This window comes from Pseudomonas agronomica (genome assembly GCF_025917275.1).
Taxonomy (GTDB): domain Bacteria; phylum Pseudomonadota; class Gammaproteobacteria; order Pseudomonadales; family Pseudomonadaceae; genus Aquipseudomonas; species Aquipseudomonas agronomica.
The window spans coordinates 1-19,077 of the sequence record NZ_JAOSHO010000019.1; the positions used below are offsets into that span (position 1 = coordinate 1).

Genomic DNA, 19,077 nt, shown 5'->3' on the forward strand with positions numbered 1-19,077 from the left:
TTCGCGAGCAAGCTCGCTCCCACAGGGGAAGTGCGTTAGCCATCGAAGGTTAATTCAGCGTTCAGGCAAGTCCTCGCTACCCAGGTGAAACTTCCTGGGAGCAAAGCCAAGCAGTTCGCTGGCTTGGGAATGGTCGAATACCAGGTCCTGATTCATCCGCGTCACCAGCGCGCTTGAAAGATGCCGGTAGCGTGGCAGGCAGCGCAGGAGCGAAATGCCTTTGCTCAAGACGGTGGCGGGGAGGACCAATGTTCGCTGCGGGCGTCCCATGGCTTCGAATATCCGGCTCACCATCCGGTGATAGGGCAGAACTTCTCCCCCTGAGAGGTTAAAGCCGCCACTGGGCAGGTCCGGTGTGCTCATGGCGGATAGACACGCCTGGATCACGTCATCACCGTGCACCGGCTGGCGCAAACCAGTCGCGCCGCCGATGAGCGGAAAAAATCCGAAGCGTTGGATGAAACGCGCTATTTGCGAAACGTTCTTGTCGTGGCCAAACCCATAGATCAGGGTCGGTCGCAGGATCACCCATTCAACCTGCCGTTCGTTTGCCCACTGCTTGAGTTGTTCTTCTGCATTGATCAAGCGTTGCGCCACATCCCTTTCCCGAGCATCGGGCGACGCGTGCTTGGCAAAGCGGCTGGTGGAGGAGAGGACGACAACACGTTTGACCTGGGTGTTGGCAAGGCGCTCCAGATAGTCGGGCAACACCCAGAGGGGGGCAAACGACAGGAAGGTGTCGAGCGTCAATCCGTGCCAGTCATCTGCGTTTCGCCACGCTACACCGGGGCAAGATACGTTGGGCGCGCCTCGGGTAAATGCGCTGGCCGAGTGACCGGCTTGTGCCAGCAATGGCAAGGCGCGTTGGCCCAACAGGCTGGAGCCCCCCAGGATTCCTATGTGCATTGCGCTCTCTTATCGTGGGTTCCATGCTTTTCCAAGCCGGGCAGTGGCGTGGCGGAGGACCATCAGGCCGAATCGAACCCAGACCCCGATCACCACGCTGATCCACAGGGCCACAGGGTACTTGCGACGGAAGAACTTGCGATAGAAACGCAGGAATCCCAGGTGTTTGTGCCATTCGACGAAATAGGGACGATGACGGCTGCAGCCACCGAATACATGCATCACCCGGGCATCCGGCACGAACAGGACGCCCCAGCCGGCCTGATGAAAGCGCATGCACCAGTCCAGGTCCTCGCAATGCAGGAAATAATCTTCGTCCCACAACCCGACGCTTTCGATCGCTTCGCGCTTGACCAGCATGCAAGCCCCGGAGATGGCCTCGACGACAATGGGGGTGCTGGGTAGCGGTTCCTTGTGCAGCAGGAAGTCCGACAGCATCGATGGAAAAAGAGTTGAGAGCCGCGAAAGTCCGAACGCTCGCATGAAGGCGCGCCTGGGTGTCGGAAATACCCGACGTCCACCGGGCTGCTCGCTGCCATCTGGATTGCACAGGAATCCACCGACCATGCCGATTCCGGGTGAGCTGCGCAGTGCCTGCAGCATGCGCTCCAAGGCATCGGCGGCCAGCTCGGTGTCTGGGTTCAGGAAAAGCAAGTTGGGGGCCGCTGAGAGGTGGGCGCCTTGGTTACACGCCACGGCAAAACCAAGGTTGCTGGAATTCCGGACGATCTGAAGCGAGTCGCCGGCACCGTGGGTTCGCTCCAGCGATATCAGGCTGTCATCGTGGGAGTCGTTATCCACCACGATGACCCTGGAGGCGCCGGCGGCAAATGCCGATCCGACACTCGCCAGCAACAGCTCACCGGCGTTGTAATTGACAATGATCACGTCACACTCGCCACGTATGGATGATGTGGCCGACCATTGATCAATAGCGAGCAGTTCCACTGCTTCCAACTTCACAACTCCTGTACAGACCTGGATACGTATGGGATCGCAACTACTCAGGTCTGTGATGAAGATAGCAGGTCCGTGGGCTTCGACCAGTTCCGCCGACGCTTTGCTCAAGTAAACAGACTGATCGCCCCGGTCAGCAGGGACAACCCCGTCATCAGAAGCGAAAGCAGTACCGCCCATTTGATCGTGCTCTTCTGGAAGTCGCCAAGGTCTCGGTCGATCATGCCGACCAGCAACAACGTCGACGCCACCAGGGGGCTGATCTGATGCACGGGTTGGCCCAATACCGAGGCGCGGGCGATTTCCATCGGGCTGATCCCGTACGCCGCCGCGGCGTTGGCCAGGATCGGCACGACGCCAAAATAGTAAGCATCATTGGACAACAGGAACGTCAACGGCATGCTGGTGATTGCCACCACCAGCGGAAACAGATGGCCCCAGGACGGCGGGATGGTATTGACCAGCAGCTGAGCGATCGCGTCGACCATCTTGGTGCCGGAGAAGATACCGGCGAACACTCCCGCTGCGAACACCAGCAACACAACGACCATGGCATTGCCGGCATGGGCAAGCATTCGCTCTTTTTGCAGGTTCAGGTTCGGGTAGTTCATGACCAGGGCGATCACGAATCCCAGCAGGAAACTGATCACCGAGTTCAGCAGCCCGGTGACCAGGCAGACCATCACCATCGATACCAGTATCAGATTGGGCACCACGTTCTTCGGTTTTTTATGCTCCCCCTGGCCGACGATGGAGTCGATGTAGCAGTCATCTCCTCCACTGGACAGGGTCACCACACCGATCCGTCGAACCTCGCGCCGGCCCAGTACATACGCGATGTAGAGCACCCCGGCGGCGCCGATGGCCATGGTCGTTGTGTTGCTGGTGTTCGCAGCGGGAGTGTTCGCCGGTATCTTCTCCGGCACCAAGATGGTCGACGCGATCGCTCAGCTGCTGGTCAATACCATCCCGCCCATCACGCTCAGTGAAAGCACGCAGATGCTAGCGAGAATCATCGGGTTCATCTGGATACGCTTATACAGCGGCAGCATCGCCGCGCAGGTGATCATGTAGGTGGTCGTACCGTCGCCATCCAGCGCGGTGGTCAACGAGAGAATGGCCGTGCCGACGGCAATCTTCACCGGATTGCCGTTTACCACACGCAGGATCGTCTTGATCATCGGATCGAACAGTCCGGCGTCGAACAAGACGCCGAAGAACAGGATCGCGAACAGCAACAGCGCCGCTGATGGGGCGACCATCTTGATGCCGTCGAGCATCATCTTGTCGGTGGTGAGCGCGAAGCCCGCGATGATCGAAAAGACCACCGGTACGACGATCAGCGCCACGATGGGCGAAAGTCGCTTCGCCATGATGAGGTAGGTAAATACCACGACCATCGATAAGCCAAGGAATGCCAACATGTCAGTTACTCTTGTTTTTATTGGAGAGGGCGCAGGACGTTTGCGTGGTCGTTAGCCGGGGACCGTGGCGCCCACGATGCCATGGCGCTTGATGGCCTTGGCGACGAAGCCGCTGGCCTTGGCCCGATCGACAAATCGTCGCAAGCATTCGGCGGCGTCCTTGCCATAGGCATGGGGAACGCCCATGGCCTGGCGGATCTCCATGAAACGCCCCGGCAACAGGCGCAGGCCGGGGAAGCGTGTGGTATCGAACTCAAGTTGTTGCTTTACGCCTGCCGCCACATCGGCACGCTCGGCGAGGAAGGTATCGACCACGGTGGGTGACGTCGGTGAGCGGATAATCGTGGCGTGCTTGAGCTCGCGCGTCAGGTGCAGGTCATAGGCGCTGCCTTTGCCGACCACCAGCGCCAGGCCTGGCTGATCGACCTGGTCGATGCTGCTCAAGTGCGAGTCCTCCCTGACCAGGTAGCAGCCTTGGATCAACACATAAGGTTCGGTGAAGGCCAATTGTTCGGCGCGAAGCGGGTCGATCGCGAAGAAGCCGAAATCGGCCCGGCCCTCGGAAACCGCCGCGACGGATTCCCCCGCGCTTTTGAACACGCGCAGCTCAAGCGGCAGCCCCAGCTCCTCGGCGAAGGCACCGGCCAGATCGACCGATACACCGACCGCGTTCCCGGCTTCGTCCAGCCGCGCGAGGATGGGATTGCCCACGTTGATCGACGCGCGCAGCACGCCAGTGGGGCTGAAGATGGCTGCAAGGTTTTTGTGGGATGAAGTCATCTCAGGCCACCCGACTTGCGTATTGATCCAGCAGCCGTCGGGTGGCGGCATCCACCGGCACGCCTTCGTGCAAGTAGCGCCGCATCTTCTTCAGTTCGATCTCCCCCGGAACGATGACCGGCGACGTGGGTTCGGTGGGGGGGCTTTGATGGAGGATCGATGCGAAGTCGCTCATGCGCTCCTGCAGCCAGCCAGCGGAGCCAAGGCGTGCGGTATCGATGAGGATGAAAAAGTGCCCCAGGTTCTGCGGCTCATCCGGCGCATCGACCCAGGATTTCACGTGGGTCAGATAGGCCGCGTTCGAAAGCAACCCCGCCAGCAAATCAACCACCAGCGCCAGCCCGTAGCCCTTGTGGCCGCCGATGGGTAGCAGGAAGCCGTCCAGGGCTGCGCGAGGATCGGTGGTGGGCCTGCCGTTGGCGTCCGTTGCCCAGTTGTCCGGGATGCTTTCCTGGCGGGCGAGGGCGTTGCGGATCTTCGCCCGCGCGACGACGCTCATGGCCATGTCCAGCATGAAGTGATTGCCATCCGGATTCGGTACGCCGAACCCCAGGGGGCTGTTGCCCAGCCGTGCGTCGCTACCGCCCGAAGGTGCGATCGTAGTGGTCGCGTTGCTGCCGATGATGCTGGCAAAGCCTTGCTCGGCCGCGATGTAGGAATAGGGCGAGACGGGGCCGAAATGATTGCTGCCGCGCGCCAGGACCAGGCCGATGCCGAACTGCCGGGCGATCTTCATTCCGGCCTCCAGCGCAGTCATGCCGACCAACGGCCCGACGGCATTGCGCCCATCAACCCGTGCGATGGCGGGGGCAAGCGCCTTTACAGTCGGCTCGGCTGCGGCACTGATGCCGCCGGACTGGAGGCGTTCGCCATAGGACTCGATGCGGCTCAGGCCGTGGGTGGTCAAGCCGAACAAGTCGGCAAGCACCAACACCTGGCAAACCTGTTCGGCGGCTTCTGGTGCAAGCCCCAGCCCTTGGAAGGCAAGACGCCCCAGTTGGCGTAGATCTTCAGGGGCAACGTCAGTGGATTCGTTTTTGTTGTGCATGGAAATGGCTCATGGATTCGACTGAGTTGACAGGTTGCCGGGGGCTGATTAAAAAGAGAAATGCAAATAAAAGTTCGATCTATGAGGAAAACGCATGAATTTCGATCTGGCGGACCTGCGGGGTTTTCTCGCCGTAGCGGACCTGGGCAGTTTCAGCGCTGCTGCCCAGGCGCTGCATTTGTCGCAATCCGCACTGTCGCGTCGGGTCGACAAGCTTGAACTGGCCCTGGGCGTGCAGTTGTTCGAGCGCACCACCCGTCGAGTGGAACTCTCCACCATCGGTCGTGGTTTTCTGCCCCGCGCGCGCAATGTGCTGAACGAAGTGGAAAATGCGCTGATTGGTTTCCACGACCTGGCCTACCGGCTTTCCGGAGAAGTCACCATCGCCTGCGTGCCCTCGGCGGTGGCGTATTTCCTTCCGGACGTCATCCGGCAGTACCACGCCAAATACCCGGGAATCCGGGTACGGGTCATCGATGAGTCGTCGTCTGCGATCCTGACGGTGGTGGCCAGGGGGGAGGCGGATTTTGGCCTGACCTACATCGGCACCCAGGATGCCGACGTGGTGTTCCAGCCGTTGCTGGAGGAATCGTTTGTCGTCGCCTTGCAAGTCGGTCATCCGCTGACCGAACGCGAATCACTGACCTGGGACGACCTGACAACGGTGGATTACATCAGCCTCGCGCAGGGCAGCGGCAATCGTTTTCTCATCGACCAGGCGCTCGCCAACCGCGATATCCGGCCCCGGTCGTTCTGTGAGGTTAAGCATGTTCCGGCGCTGGTCAGCCTGGTAGAGGCGGGGCTGGGCGTGGGTGTGGTGCCCAAGCTGGCCATGCCGGCGGAAGGGCATGCGACCCTGGTCACGCGCCCTTTGACGAATCCGGCAATCAGCCGAACCCTGGGGCTGATATCACGTCGCGGGCGAACACTGTCCCCGGTCGCGCAATTGCTTTTCGACCTGTTGATGGGGATCGGGAAGTAACGTCCGCTGCGTTGGCTGTCACGCAGTCTGTCGATCAAGCGATTCGTGGGGGTCTTGCGCAGGTAACGCGTCGCGTTCGGCGAAGATGCTCGCCATTTCCGCCGCATGTTCGGTTCCCCATGTGCACAATGGGATAATCGCTTCGGCCAGGCTGGAACCCAGCGGAGTCAGTGCGTAGTCCACCCGTGGCGGCACTTCCTTGTAGTCGGTCCGTGCCAGGACGCGGTCGGCTTCCAGGTCTTTCAGTTGCTGGATCAGCACTTTGTCGCTGACGCCCGGGATCAGGCGCTTGAGTTCGCCGTAGCGCTTCGGGCCGTTGCGCAGAAAAAACAGGACGAGCGGTTTCCACTTGCCCGAGATGACGCGCAGCGTGGCATTGAGCCCGCATCCGGTGTCGCAGATTTCAGGAGATATCGTCATTTTTTGATACTTACCAAAAGGTGCATACTTGTCCTTAGGTTATCAGGGCTTCATCCTCGTTCTCAAGCAATCAGTTTTCCTGCTTGCGTACAACGCCTACGAGGAGGCACGACATGACCAGACTGAATGGAAAGACCGCAGTGATCACCGGCGGCGCTACCGGCATCGGCCGCGCTGCCGCCAAACGCTTCATCGAGGAGGGCGCCTTCGTCTTCATCTTCGGCCGCCGCCAGTCAGCGCTCGACGCTGCCGTGGCCGAGCTTGGCCCGAATGCCCGGGCGGTGAAGGGGTCGGTTTCCGATCCCGCCGACCTCGACCGACTCTACGCGGCGGTGAAGGCCGAACGCGGAACCCTCGACATCGTCTTCGCCAATGCCGGGGCAGGAAGCCCGCTGCCGCTCGGCCAGATCACCGCCGAGCACATTGATGAAACCTTCGAAACCAACGTCAAGGGATCGATCTTCACGGTGCAGAAGGCACTGCCGCTGATGGGCGAGGGCGGTTCGATCATCCTGACCGGCTCCAGCGCCGGCACCACCGGGGCTCCGGCATTCAGCGTCTATAGCGCAAGCAAGGCCGCCGTGCGCAACCTCGCACGGACCTGGGCGGAGGACCTGAAGGGCACCGGCATCCGGGTCAACGTGCTGTCGCCTGGGCCGACGGCGACCGAACTGGCGAAGGAGGCGCTGGGCGAGGAGGGCATGAAGGTCTTCGCCTCGATGAACCCGCTCCAGCGCATGGCTGATCCGGCAGAAATCGGCGCAGCCGCTGCCTTCCTTGCTTCGGCAGACAGCAGTTTCATGACCGCCAGCGAAGTCGCCGTCGACGGCGGCCTGGCGCAAATCTGATTTTTCGCGCCCGGCCAGTCGCTCCATTCGAAATCCGGAGCCCGCCGGGCGCAGTCACGTGAGGAACCATCCATGAGCTACGCAATTATCGGCTTCGGCAAGATCGGCCAGGCGCTTGCCAAGGCATTTGCCCGAAGCGGCATCGAGGTTTCCGTCGCGACCACCCGTGACCCTGAAAGCTTTGCATCCGATGCGACCGCGATCGGCCCGGGGATCATTCCCAAACGGTTGGCGGACGCGGTCAACGCGGACGTACTTTTTCTGGCTGTTCGCTACGAGTCGCACCGGGACGTTGCGAAGGCGCTGCCGAGCTGGGAGGGCAAGACGATCATCGATGTGACCAATGCCTATGGCGTATCCCCTGAAGAACTCGGGAGCCTGCCTTCTTCCAAGGTAGTCGAGCAGGCCTTTACGGGGGCGCGGCTGGTAAAGGGGTTCAACCATTTGATCGCCAGCGTTCTCGAACAGGAGCCGAGGGTACAGGGCGGCAGGAGAGTGGTGTTCCTGGCGAGCGACGATGAGGGCGCAGCGAAGCAGGCAGGTGAGCTTGCGGAAAATCTCGGATTCGCCCCCATCGCGCTGGGTGGGCTTTCGGAAGGAGGACTGCTGGTGCAAGCGCGTGGCAACAGCTGGGGCAAACTGATCTTCAAGGATTTGATCAAGTTCGACTGATAAGTCGGGCTGGCTGTTCTGATTCGATCAGGCCCAGGCGGACAACGGACCGCCTGGGCCTGGTTGGAGTAGCTCGTCAGACGCCGCTCATGCCGTACGGCCACCGAGCACTTCAGCCACCCAGTCGGCAATATACTGGCCGGCATTGATACTGTTGTCGAAACTCGAATGCTGCACGCCGCCCTCGCGTTCGGTGAAGATTTTCAGTTCGCGTTTCGGGCTGTTGACCAACTGCTCGTACGTGCGGTGTGCCCACTTCAACGGGATCTGTGAATCTTTCTCGCCGTGGGTGACCAGGAAGGGCACCTTGATGCGATCCAGGATGCCGTCCAGATGAACCTGCTCGGCGATGCTCATGAACTCATCGGTGTCCTTGGCGCCCCAGACCCAGGACACATGGGACCAATAATGCGGCACCGGGAAACTGCCTTCCTTTTCCAGGCGACGCTTCTGCACGTCGCGCCAGTCATGATTGGCACCCCATACCACACCACACGCGAAGCGCGGCTCGAAGGCCACCGCGCGCGGGCAGTAATAACCACCGAGCGAAACCCCTTCGAGGCCAATGCGTCTGGCGTCGACATCGTCGCGGGTTTCCAGCCAGTCCACCACGCGACTGGCCCAATGTTCGCTGTCAAAACGTGCCGTCAGGTGATGCAGGCGCAGCGCTTCGCCCGTGCCGGGCTGGTCGATGATCAACGACGACACGCCACGTTTCGCCAGCCAGGCGGGGAGACCGACGCGGTATTTCATTTCCTTGGTGGAATCCAGCCCATTGACCTGCACCAGGATCGGCGCGGGGCCGCTGACGCCTTCGGCACGGACCAGCAGGCCGCTAAGGTGTTTGCCTTCGTAGGGGATTTCCACGCGCTCACAGTTTTCCCTCGACAGTTCGATGCCGCGCTGGAAGGTCTGTAGAAAACGCTGGTAAAGCTCCGTGCGGCCCGGCGCACCATGGGCCTGCAGGCGTTCGCAGCTCAGGTAATAGGTGGCGGCGCGGTTGTACTTTTCACCGGCGGACAACATCCGTCCCTTGCCTTCGTCTTCTTCTGCCAAGCCGCACAGCTTGTCGGCCATGTTCGCCCAGGTTTCACGGAAAGCCTGGCTGCCGGCGGCATCCGGCTGCTTGGCGGCTTCTTGCAATGGCGCGCACATTTCCTCGATTTCGCCGATGCGAGCGCCCATTTCAATGGCCAGGTCGACGGAAAGGTTCCACACGTAGTTGGTTGGAAAGTAGCGAAACATGATGGTTGTTGTCCTTATGCAAGCAAATGCAGGCGGCCAGGTCCCGGAGCGAGGATCGCCTGGCCTGACGGTTCGAAGCAGGCTAAGGGGAGGCCAGTTGTTTGGCCAATCGCGAGTCGGGATGGGAGGTATTGCGAACGGCGATGGAGGGGGCGTGCACCATCGGTTTGAGGCCAGGGGCCGCACGCCAGCAAAAAGCTCAGGCAGCGGGCGGTCGCTACTGCTCCAGTTCGTTGATGATCTGGCTGATTTTCGCCCGCAGCCAGCGGTGCATCGGATCGCCTTCCATCGTGCGGTGCCAGAGCATAAACTCACGCATCACCGGGATTTTTACCGGTGGTTGCACGATGCGCAGCGGCAGGTAGTTGGCGTAGAGCCTGGCCATTCGCTGGAGCATGGTCGCGATACGCTGGGTGCCGACGATCAGCTGTGGCAGGGTATTGAAGTCGTGGGTCACCACTTCCATGCGGCGGGTGAGGCCGTATTGGCTCATCAGCCATTCTTCGACGCTCAGTTGCCGGTTGCGGCCGAAGATCACGGAGACGTGGCCCATCTCGATGTATTGATCCAGCGTGATGCTGTCGCCCACCAGGGTATTGCCTTCCCACACCACGCAAACGTGTTCTTCTTCGAACAACAACTGCGACGGGTGGCCTTCGATGAGGTAGTGCTCGGGCACGATCATCATGTCCGCTTCGCCGCGCATCAGCAGCTCGGTGGAGGTGTCACCGGGGCCCAGCAGTTCGAAGGTGATGTGCGGGGCTTCCAGGGAAATCTTCTGGATAACCCGGGCAAACAGGACACTGATCAGGTAGTCGGACGTGATCAAGCGGAAGTGGCGCTTGCTGGTGGCGGGATCGAAGACCGGCTTGGCGGTAATCGAGGACTTGATCGTCAGCAATATCTCACGTACCGGCGCCGCCAGTTCCCGGGCATAGGGAGTGGGTTGCATCTTGCGCCCGACCTGCGCCAGCAGTTCATCTTCGAAATACAGGCGCAGCCTGCCCAGTACGCCGCTGGTGGCGGATTGAGTCATGTGCAGGCGTTCGGCGGCGCGGGTGATGTTCTGCTCTTCCAGCAACACATCAAGCGCCACCAGGAGATTGAGATCCAGGTGGTTGAAACGCATGGCGGTCTCGATTCTTGTATTTATTTTGTAAATACATTCCGACCTTCCTATCGCTGCGTCAAGCCCCGCAAACGGACGAATCGAGCATTGCCGATTCGATATTCCCCGCCGCTTACGCGGCAAAGTCAGGTATCGCGTTTGCCGATAGGTCGCATCCCGACAAGCGATTAGTCAGTGAATTCCTGCCCCTTCAGTATCGGCTCACAGTTGGCCCGGCCGTGAGGCTTTACCGACTCCAGGACCTGGCTCGGCAGCGCATAGCCCGCAGTCTGAGAGCGGGTGCTGGCCTCGTGCGAATAATTACAACGGAGTGGTAACCATGAACATCATCGGCCTTGATGCCCTGATTTTTGGCGTCGACGATATTCAAGCCTGTACGCATTGCCTGCGTGACTACGGCCTGCAACCTGTCGACGTGGACGGCGAGGGCGGTCGTTTCGAAGCCCTCGACGGCACGGCGGTGATTATCCGTCGTGCAGACGATGCTCGCCTGCCAGCGGCCATCGGGCCGGCACCCTCGATCCGTGAAACCGTCTACGGCGTGGCCGGCGTGGCGGATCTCGAGGCCATCGCCGATGAGTTGGGGCGCGATCGCCCGGTGACTCGCGGGGCCGATGGTTCCGTGCACAGTGTGGACGACATGGGTTTCGCCATTGGTTTCCAGGTCAGTGTGCGACGCCCGTACAGCGCGCCAGCGGACCTGACCAACGCACCGGGCCATGCGCCCCAGCGTCCGGTCAACCAACCTGGTATCAATCCTGACATGCAGGCCCTGCCGCGCACATTGTCCCACGTGGTGTATTTCGTGCCGGACGCGGCCAAGGCCGAAGCCTTCTACAAGCGCCTGGGGTTCGTGACCACCGATACCTTCGTTGGCGCGGGCCCGTTCATGCGTCCGGCCGGTTCCGATGACCACCACTGCCTGTTCATGATCCAGACGCCGCCGCACATGAAGGGCTGCGAGCACTTCACCTTTCACCTGGGCAGCGGCACGGAAGTGTTGCTGGCCGGACGCCGTTTTGAACAGCAAGGCTGGACCAGTTTCTGGGGACCGGGCCGCCACCTCTTCGGCTCCAACTGGTTCTGGTACTTCAATAGTCCGCTGGGCTGCCACATCGAATACGACGCCGACATGGACAAGCACGATGACGCCTGGCAAGCGCGCCAGGCGCCGTTGTCGGCGGATAACTCGCAACTGTTCCTGTTCACCTCCCGGGAGAAATGGTTTCCGAGCGGTCCGCCGCCGAAGCAGGCCTGAGTGCGGATTTCGTCCATGGGTCATGAAGCGATGGTGCTGTGCCGCCTGGATGAACTGGTCGAAGGGCAGTCCCGCGGGTTCGACCCCCTGGGCACCGGAAAAGACAGCGTATTTGCCCTGCGCCATGGCGGCGAGGTGCGGGTTTATCACAACCGTTGCCCGCACCTGGAGGTGCGCCTGGAGTACCGCAAGGACCGTTTTCTCAGCGCCGACGGCAGCCAGATTCTCTGTTATGCCCACGGTGCCAGGTTCCTTCCGGACACTGGCCTGTGCGTCTACGGGCCATGTCTGGGGCAAAGCCTGAGTGCTCTGCAATGGCACGCGGAGGCTGATTGGCTGGTGCTCGAAGCCGGCCAATTGGAGGTGCCTGCGTAGTCATGAATGTATCGCGGTTTCTGATACATCGTATCCCTACATGCGATTAGTCAAACGCCTGCTTTGCCGAGAAAGTGAACACAACCCGGCAGCGAATGCGTGCAAAAACAGTCGGTAGGCCTGGCTGGATTGCGGCACGGTTTTACCAGAAGAACTGACATACAAAAAAAACAATAAGAGGGTTACTTCGATGGCTACTCGCAAGATCGCTGCGTCGCGGCGCGTCCCCTTTACCCTGACCCTTGCTGCGAGCCTGGGACTGGGCGCTTCGGCTGCCCAGGCCTTCCAGATCGACACCGGCAATCCCGACCTCAGCTTGCGTTGGGACAATACGCTGAAGTACAGCGCGGCCTGGCGGCTGAAGGATCCCAGCAGCAAACTCAGCGAGGGCCAGACGGCGCTGAACCAGAATGACGGCGACCACAACTTCGGCAAGGGGCTGATCTCCAATCGCCTGGACATTCTTTCCGAATTGGACATCGGTTTTCACAACTTCGGTGCCCGTCTGAGCGGCGCAGCCTGGTACGACACCGTGTACCAGGACCGCAACGACAACAACGACGCGGCCAGCGCCAACCAACGGTCGGTGGGTTACGACGAATTCACCCACGACACCCAGCAATTGCACGGTGGCGACGGTGAACTGCTGGACGCCTTTGTCTACTGGAACGGTGAGCTGGCCGACCGTACATTGTCGGTTCGCGCGGGGCGCCACGGCCTGATCTGGGGCGAGAGCCTATTCTTTGGCGGCAACGGGATTGCCGGGGCCATGGCGCCAGTGGACGTGGTCAAGGCGCAGTCGGTGCCCAACACGCAGTTCAAGGAAATCACCCGGCCGGTCAATCAGCTCTCGACCGCGTACCAACTGACCGACGATGTGTCGTTGGGCGCCTTCTACCAGTTGGAATGGGAAGCCACTCGCTTGCCGGGCGCCGGCAGTTATTTCTCCACCAGCGACACCATCGGCGACGGCAATGAACGGCTGATCACGGGCGGGCCATTCCCGGATTTCCTCGGCGGCAATGCCAACAGCCCGGCGGCGTTTTTCCATGGCAAGGACAAGAAGGCCAGGAATTCCGGCCAGGGCGGCCTGCAGCTCAAGTACAACACCGGGACGGCGGATTACGGCCTGTACGCGCTGCAGTACCACGAGAAAACCCCGACGTTGTATTTGAAGCCGAATGCTACCGGGCCGAACTTCAGCACCGGGCAGGTTGGCGAATACTCCTGGGTCTACCCGGAAGATATCCGGGTCCTGGGGGCCAGTTTCGCCACGTCCGTGGACGAGTACAGCTTTGCCGGCGAGGCCTCGATGCGCTGGAACATGCCGCTGGTGTCCAACGCCCAGACCGTCCTGCCGGGCGTCGACGCAGACAACAACAATGACGCCCTCTACGCCGTCGGCCGTACGGCCCACGTCAACCTCAACGTCCTGGCCTCGCTGGGCCCTTCCTTTGTTTCCAATGAAGCCAGCCTGGTGGGCGAGGTCGCCTGGAACCGCCTGCTCGCCGTGACCAGGAACCGTGCCGCGCTGGACCCCAACGCCACCGATGACGGCCTGGGCTTGAAGCTGGTGTACACGCCCACCTATCGCCAGTTCTTCCCAGGCGTGGATATCAGCGTGCCCGTGGGCATCAGCTATTTCCCCATGGGCAAGTCGGCGGTGATCAGCGGGTTCGGTCCCGATCGGGGAGGGGACATGAACGTCGGTGTCTCCGCCACCTACCTGGACCAAGTGACCGTGGGGCTGACCTACACCCACTTCTACGGTCCCGAGGACACCAGCCTCAACGCCGCCAACCAGTTCAACTACAAGCAGTCGCTGAAGGACCGGGATTACCTGGCTTTCTCCGTCAAGACCACGTTCTAAGAGGATTTGCGCATGACCATTCAGTTCACTCTAAAGGCCTTGTGCTTAACCCTGCTGGCCGCCGCCGCGCCGATCGCCCTGGCCGCCAGCGCCGAACAAGCCGCCGCGCTGGGCAAGACCCTGACGCCCTTCGGCGCCGAGAAGGCCGGTAATGCCGACGGCAGCATCCCGGCCTGGGACGGTGGCTACACCAAGGTCGAGCCGGGCTATGTCCCGGGCGCCAAGCGCAGCGATCCATTTGCCGCCGACAAACCCTTGTTCAGCATCACCGCGCAGAACCTGTCCAAGTACGCCGACAAGCTCAGCGACGGCACCAAGGAGCTGTTCAAGCGCTTTCCGGAGACCTATCGCATCGATGTCTACCCGACCCGGCGCACGGCGGCCGCGCCGCAGTGGGTCTATGACAACACGCTCAAGAATGCGACCCGCGCCAAACTGATCAACAGCAGCGCCGGCCTGATTCCCGACGGTGCCTATGGCGGGATCCCGTTTCCGATTCCACAGAACGGCACCGAAGCCATCTGGAACCACGTGTTGAACTGGCGCGGCACTTCGGTGGCGGGGCATTTTCGTCACTACCTGATGACCGCAGACGGCAACCAGGTGATGACCAGCGACGGCCTGTTGACCCAGGAAATGCCCTACTACTTCCAGGAGGGCGGCCCTGAAAACTACTCGGGTGATTATTGGCTGGTGCACTTCGTCAATCTCGGCCCGGCGATTCGTGCCGGCGAGCAGATCCTCGGGCGTGAAAACATCAACGGTGACAAATCCCAGGCCCATGTCTACCTGAGCGGCCAGCGCCGGGTGCGTACGCTGCCCAACGCCTGCTGCGATACGCCGACGCCTTCCACCGCCGGGGTCATGTCCTTCGATGAGTTGAGCGTGTGGGGCGGGCGTACGGACCGGTTCGACTGGAAACTGGTGGGCAAGCAGGAGATCTACGTCCCCTACAACACCAACAAGGTGCAGAACGCTGCCCAGCCGCAGGACCTGTTGGGCAAGCACCATCTGAACCCGGATTACGTGCGCTGGGAGTTGCACCGCGTCTGGGTGGTCGAGTCGACAGTGGCCGCCGGCAAGCGCCACCAGTTGCCCAAGGGCCGTTACTACCTCGACGAGGACACTTGGCAAGCCCTGCTCGGCGATCGTTGGGACGCCAGCGGTCAACTGGCCAAGACCCTCTGGTCGCTGCCTTCCGTATTGCCCGACCTGCCAGGCTTGGTGCAACTGTCTTCCGGTTTCTACGACCTGACCTCCGGTGCGTGGTTTATCCAGAACCTCTATGCCGGGTTGCCGGAGCAGTATCGCGCGGTTGATCGCTACAAGGCCTCGGAGTTCTCGCCCGCGGCGATGGCGGGTCGCGGCGTGCGTTGATCGGGCCGAGAGCCAGGGGCGGGCCTGTCGGCCTGCCCTTTGGGGGATGAATGTTTTTCCGAGGTGGGTTATGAACAGAATCAGTCAGGCGGGCGCGTTGCTCTTGGCCCTGTGCCTGCCCGTCGCCGCGAGCGAATGCCTGGCCGGGACGGCTGCCGTGGACGTGCCGCTGAATACTCCCGCCATGCAGGTGTCGGGTGCGCAGAACGGCGTTTTGATCGACCTGGCGCGCGCCGGTACACGTCTCGTCGCCGTAGGTGAACGCGGCCTGGTGGTGTTTTCCGACGATAACGGAAAGAGCTGGCGCCAGGCTTCGGTGCCGGTGTCGGTCAGCCTGACGGCGGTGCAGTTTGTCGATGCGCAACAGGGCTGGGCGGTAGGCCACGCCGGCGTGGTGCTGGCGACGCGTGACGGCGGCGAGCATTGGACGCTGCAGCTCGACGGCGTGCGCGTGGCACAGTTGGAACTGGAGGCCGCCAAGGCCGAGCAGGCCACGGCAGCCAACCCGGACGACGCCTTGACGCGGGTACAAAGTGCCGAGCGTCTGGTCGCCGATGGGGCGGACAAGCCCTTCCTGGCGCTCCAGTTCATCGACGCACAGCGTGGGTTGATCGTCGGGGCCTATGGCTTGGCGCTGCAGACCACCGATGGCGGCGCGACCTGGCATTCATTGATGGGGCGCATCGCCAACCCGAACGGCTTGCACTTGTACGCCATCAGTCGCCAGGGCCCGCGCTGGTTCCTGGCGGGTGAGCAGGGTTACCTGGCGCGCTCGGATGACGACGCGACGTCGTTCAGCCAGTTGGACAGCCCTTACGAAGGCAGTTTCTTCACCCTGCAAAGTCGTGCCGATGGCGCGCTGCTCGTCGCCGGCCTGAAGGGCAACGCCTTTGTTTCCAACGATGCCGGCGCAAGCTTCCAGCGCTTGTCCGTTCCCGTGCCGATTTCCTTCAACGACGCCACCCGCCTGGCCGACGGTCAGGTATTGCTGGTCAACCAGGCCGGCACGCTGTTTCGCAACGGCGGGGAGGTGCTGCTGCCATTTGGCAAGCCGTTGGGCAAGCCTGTTTCAAGTCTGATCGAGGCCGCCGATGGCAGCCTGGTCGTTGCCGGTTTCACCGGGCTGCAGCGTATTGCGCAGCCAGCCACTGCCGCTTCGGAGTGAGGTTATGACGTCCCCTGGTAAGTTCCCCCAATCCCCTGCGAATGCGTTCGACGATTTCGATCCGCGTTCCGGCTCGGTGCTCGAACGGGCATTGTTCAATCATCGCCTGTGGGTGTTGCTGCTGTGCCTGGCGACCACGCTGGTGTTGGGTTGGCAGTCCAGCCGTGTCGAGCTCAATGCCAGTTTCGAAAAAATGATCCCCACCCATCATCCGTACATTGCCAACTACCTTGAGCACCAGCAGGAGTTGAGCGGGCTGGGCAACGCCTTGCGCATCGCCGTGGTGAACAAGCGGGGCGAGATCTATGACGCTGACTACCTCAACACGCTGCAGGCGTTGAGCGACAAGATCTACCTGCTGCCCGGTGTCGATCGCGCCTACATGAAATCGTTGTGGACGCCCGCCACGCGCTGGGTCGCCGTGACCGAAGCAGGCCTGGAAGGCGGGCCGGTGATCCCGGATAACTACGACGGTGGTTCCGCCAGCTTGGCGGCCTTGCGGCGCAATGTGCAACTGTCCAACGAAATCGGCCAGTTGGTGGCATTCGACCAGGCCTCGAGCATCATCCAGGTCCCGCTGTTGCAGCGCACCCCCGACGGCCGGCCCTTGGACTACACCCGGTTGTCGCAACAACTGGAATCGCTGCGCAGCCAATACCAGAGCGACAGCGTTGATATTCATATCACCGGTTTCGCCAAGAAAGTCGGTGACCTGATCGCCGGCCTGCGGCAGATCCTGATCTTCTTCGCCGTGGCGATCCTGATCACCACCGTCGTGCTCTATTGGTACACCCGCTGCATCCGCAGCACCTTGCTGGTGGTGTTCTGCTCGCTGGTGGCGGTGGTCTGGCAGCTTGGCCTGCTGCCGCTGTTGGATTATCAGCTGGACCCTTATTCGGTGCTGGTGCCGTTCCTGGTGTTTGCCATTGGCATGAGCCATGGCGCGCAGAAGATGAACGGGATCATGCAGGACATCGGCCGCGGCATGCACCGCGTGGTCGCCGCGCGTTTCACCTTTCGCCGCCTGTTTCTCGCCGGGCTCACCGCGCTCCTCTGTGACGCGGTTGGTTTCGCGGTGCTGATGATCATCAAGATCCAGGTGATCCAGGACCTGGCGATGATCGCCAGCATCGGTGTCGCGGTACTGATCTTCACCAATCTGATCCTGTTGCCGATATTGCTTTCCTATGTCGGGGTCAGCGGCCACGCGGCGCGGCTGAGCCTGAAAAGCGAGCACGCCGAGCAAGCCGGCCAACATCGCCATGGATTCTGGCGCTTCCTCGATCTGTTCACCCGGCGTCGCTGGGCGGCGTTGTGCATCGCCTTGAGCCTGGCGCTGGCGACGCTCGGCTTCATTGTCAGCCTGCAGTTGAAAGTCGGTGATCTCGATGCGGGCGCACCCGAACTGCGCGCTGACTCGCGCTACAACCAGGATGATGCCTTCCTGACCCGGCATTACGGCGCAAGCAGCGACCTGTTCGCGGTGATGATCAAGACGCCGGCCAGCGCCTGTTCGCGCTATGACATCCTGAACAAGGTCGATGCCCTCGACTGGCAATTGCGCACCTTGCCGGGTGTCGACTCGACCAATTCCCTGGCACTGCTTAACCGCCGGATGCTGGTGGGCCTCAGCGAAGGCAACCCGAAGTGGTACGAGCTGCAGAACAACCAGGCGATGCTCAATATGATCACCGCCGGGGCGCCACGCGGGTTGTACAACGAAGACTGCAGCCTGCTGACGCTGTACGCCTACCTCTCCGATCACAAGGCGCAAACCCTGACCCGCCTGGTGGAGCATGTCGAACAGTTCGCGGCGGCGAACAATACCGATGACGTCCAGTTCCTGTTGGCTGCCGGCAACGCCGGAATCGAGGCCGCGACCAATATCGTGGTCAAGCAGGCCAATCGGGAAATGCTGTTCTGGGTCTACGGTGCCGTGATCCTGCTCTGCCTGATCACCTTCCGTTCCTGGCGCGCCACGGTGTGCGCGGTGATTCCGCTGATGCTCACCTCGATCCTCTGCGAAGCGCTGATGGTCTGGCTGGACATCGGCGTCAAGGTCGCGACCCTGCCGGTCATCGCCCTCGGCGTGGGCATCGGCGTCGACTACGCGCTGTACGTGATGAGCATCCTGCTCGGTCACATGCGCCAGGGCACCAGCCTGTCGCAGGCGTATTACCGGGCACTGCTGTCCACCGGCAAGGTGGTGATGCTGACCGGTGTGACCCTGGCGATCGGCGTCGCCACCTGGATGTTTTCGCCGATCAAGTTCCAGGCCGACATGGGCGTGCTGCTGGCGTTCATGTTCGTCTGGAACATGGTCGGCGCCCTGGTCCTGTTGCCGGCCCTGGCGCACTTCCTGTTGCCGAGCGAACGGATCAGCCGGGAACAGACCTTGGCTGAACCCATCCCGCCGACCAGCTTGGCGCTCACGCCTGCCGTGGTCGAGGAGAGCGGTTGCCTGCAACAGGCCCTTTGTCCGCAAACCCCGGGACACGATCAACGCGCAACGCCCTGCGCCCAACCCATTGCGTCATGACAATAAGAAAGGACGTTCCCATGCCTCGCATCTATCAGCTCCAGCAGCATCTCTGGCTAGCGCTTCGAACCGGTCTGGTCGC

Annotated in this window: 16 protein-coding genes and 1 pseudogene; 9 read left to right on the top strand and 8 right to left on the bottom strand. The window is 61.6% G+C overall.

The features are described from left to right. Positions 1 to 54: 54 nt before the first annotated feature. The 5 genes and pseudogenes from OC610_RS03360 to OC610_RS03385 form a co-directional block, all read right to left on the bottom strand. Positions 55 to 750: an NAD-dependent epimerase/dehydratase family protein gene (locus tag OC610_RS03360; RefSeq protein ID WP_264426502.1), complete on the bottom strand. Its 696-nt coding sequence runs from the start codon at positions 748 to 750 to the stop codon at positions 55 to 57. 165 nt (positions 751 to 915) lie between these two features. Beyond that, positions 916 to 1,794: a glycosyltransferase family 2 protein gene (locus tag OC610_RS03365; protein WP_264426503.1), complete on the bottom strand. Its 879-nt coding sequence runs from the start codon at positions 1,792 to 1,794 to the stop codon at positions 916 to 918. A 176-nt stretch (positions 1,795 to 1,970) separates the two neighbouring features. Continuing rightward, positions 1,971 to 3,287: pseudogene (locus tag OC610_RS29575) on the bottom strand (CitMHS family transporter). A gap of 51 nt (positions 3,288 to 3,338) precedes the next feature. Continuing rightward, positions 3,339 to 4,067 carry an ABC transporter substrate-binding protein gene (locus OC610_RS03380; RefSeq protein ID WP_264426506.1) on the bottom strand — a complete coding sequence of 243 codons (729 nt, stop codon included), beginning with the start codon at positions 4,065 to 4,067 and terminating at the stop codon, positions 3,339 to 3,341. 1 nt (position 4,068) lies between these two features. Further along, positions 4,069 to 5,115 (bottom strand): Ldh family oxidoreductase, encoded by a 1,047-nt coding sequence (locus OC610_RS03385; RefSeq protein ID WP_264426507.1) that lies wholly within the window; start codon positions 5,113 to 5,115, stop codon positions 4,069 to 4,071. Between the two features lie 94 nt (positions 5,116 to 5,209). On the opposite strand from OC610_RS03385, the gene OC610_RS03390 reads away from it, so the two are divergent. After that, entirely contained in the window at positions 5,210 to 6,097 is an 888-nt protein-coding gene (locus tag OC610_RS03390; protein ID WP_030141688.1) for a LysR family transcriptional regulator, read from the top strand. 18 nt (positions 6,098 to 6,115) lie between these two features. On the opposite strand, the gene OC610_RS03395 is transcribed toward OC610_RS03390, so the two are convergent. Beyond that, complete coding sequence (locus tag OC610_RS03395) at positions 6,116 to 6,517, bottom strand: winged helix-turn-helix transcriptional regulator (RefSeq protein WP_264426508.1); 402 nt, start codon at positions 6,515 to 6,517, stop codon at positions 6,116 to 6,118. 113 nt (positions 6,518 to 6,630) lie between these two features. Between OC610_RS03395 and OC610_RS03400 the strand changes: the two genes are divergently transcribed. Beyond that, complete coding sequence (locus tag OC610_RS03400; RefSeq protein WP_264426509.1) at positions 6,631 to 7,365, top strand: SDR family NAD(P)-dependent oxidoreductase; 735 nt, start codon at positions 6,631 to 6,633, stop codon at positions 7,363 to 7,365. A gap of 72 nt (positions 7,366 to 7,437) precedes the next feature. Further along, positions 7,438 to 8,037: an NADPH-dependent F420 reductase gene (locus OC610_RS03405; protein WP_264426510.1), complete on the top strand. Its 600-nt coding sequence runs from the start codon at positions 7,438 to 7,440 to the stop codon at positions 8,035 to 8,037. Between the two features lie 87 nt (positions 8,038 to 8,124). Here OC610_RS03405 and OC610_RS03410 read toward each other — a convergent pair whose 3' ends face one another. Continuing rightward, a complete protein-coding gene (locus tag OC610_RS03410) occupies positions 8,125 to 9,282 on the bottom strand; it encodes an alpha/beta hydrolase family protein (protein ID WP_264426511.1) in 1,158 nt (385 codons plus the stop codon). Positions 9,283 to 9,499: 217 nt separating this feature from the next. Continuing rightward, positions 9,500 to 10,411: a LysR family transcriptional regulator gene (locus OC610_RS03415; RefSeq protein WP_264426512.1), complete on the bottom strand. Its 912-nt coding sequence runs from the start codon at positions 10,409 to 10,411 to the stop codon at positions 9,500 to 9,502. Positions 10,412 to 10,730: 319 nt separating this feature from the next. Between OC610_RS03415 and OC610_RS03420 the strand changes: the two genes are divergently transcribed. The 6 genes from OC610_RS03420 to OC610_RS03445 all read left to right on the top strand — a co-directional run bounded on the left by OC610_RS03420 (position 10,731) and on the right by OC610_RS03445 (position 18,995). Continuing rightward, positions 10,731 to 11,669 carry a VOC family protein gene (locus tag OC610_RS03420; RefSeq protein ID WP_264426513.1) on the top strand — a complete coding sequence of 313 codons (939 nt, stop codon included), beginning with the start codon at positions 10,731 to 10,733 and terminating at the stop codon, positions 11,667 to 11,669. A 15-nt stretch (positions 11,670 to 11,684) separates the two neighbouring features. Beyond that, complete coding sequence (locus OC610_RS03425) at positions 11,685 to 12,044, top strand: Rieske (2Fe-2S) protein (RefSeq protein ID WP_264426514.1); 360 nt, start codon at positions 11,685 to 11,687, stop codon at positions 12,042 to 12,044. A 190-nt stretch (positions 12,045 to 12,234) separates the two neighbouring features. Further along, entirely contained in the window at positions 12,235 to 13,914 is a 1,680-nt protein-coding gene (locus tag OC610_RS03430; protein ID WP_264426515.1) for a DUF1302 domain-containing protein, read from the top strand. A gap of 12 nt (positions 13,915 to 13,926) precedes the next feature. Beyond that, positions 13,927 to 15,291: a DUF1329 domain-containing protein gene (locus tag OC610_RS03435; RefSeq protein WP_264426516.1), complete on the top strand. Its 1,365-nt coding sequence runs from the start codon at positions 13,927 to 13,929 to the stop codon at positions 15,289 to 15,291. A 70-nt stretch (positions 15,292 to 15,361) separates the two neighbouring features. Continuing rightward, positions 15,362 to 16,456 carry a WD40/YVTN/BNR-like repeat-containing protein gene (locus OC610_RS03440; protein ID WP_264426517.1) on the top strand — a complete coding sequence of 365 codons (1,095 nt, stop codon included), beginning with the start codon at positions 15,362 to 15,364 and terminating at the stop codon, positions 16,454 to 16,456. Positions 16,457 to 16,460: 4 nt separating this feature from the next. Continuing rightward, the gene (locus OC610_RS03445) at positions 16,461 to 18,995 is read left to right on the top strand and encodes an efflux RND transporter permease subunit (RefSeq protein WP_264426518.1); all 2,535 of its coding nucleotides are present in this window, start codon (positions 16,461 to 16,463) and stop codon (positions 18,993 to 18,995) included. Positions 18,996 to 19,077 lie beyond the last annotated feature (82 nt).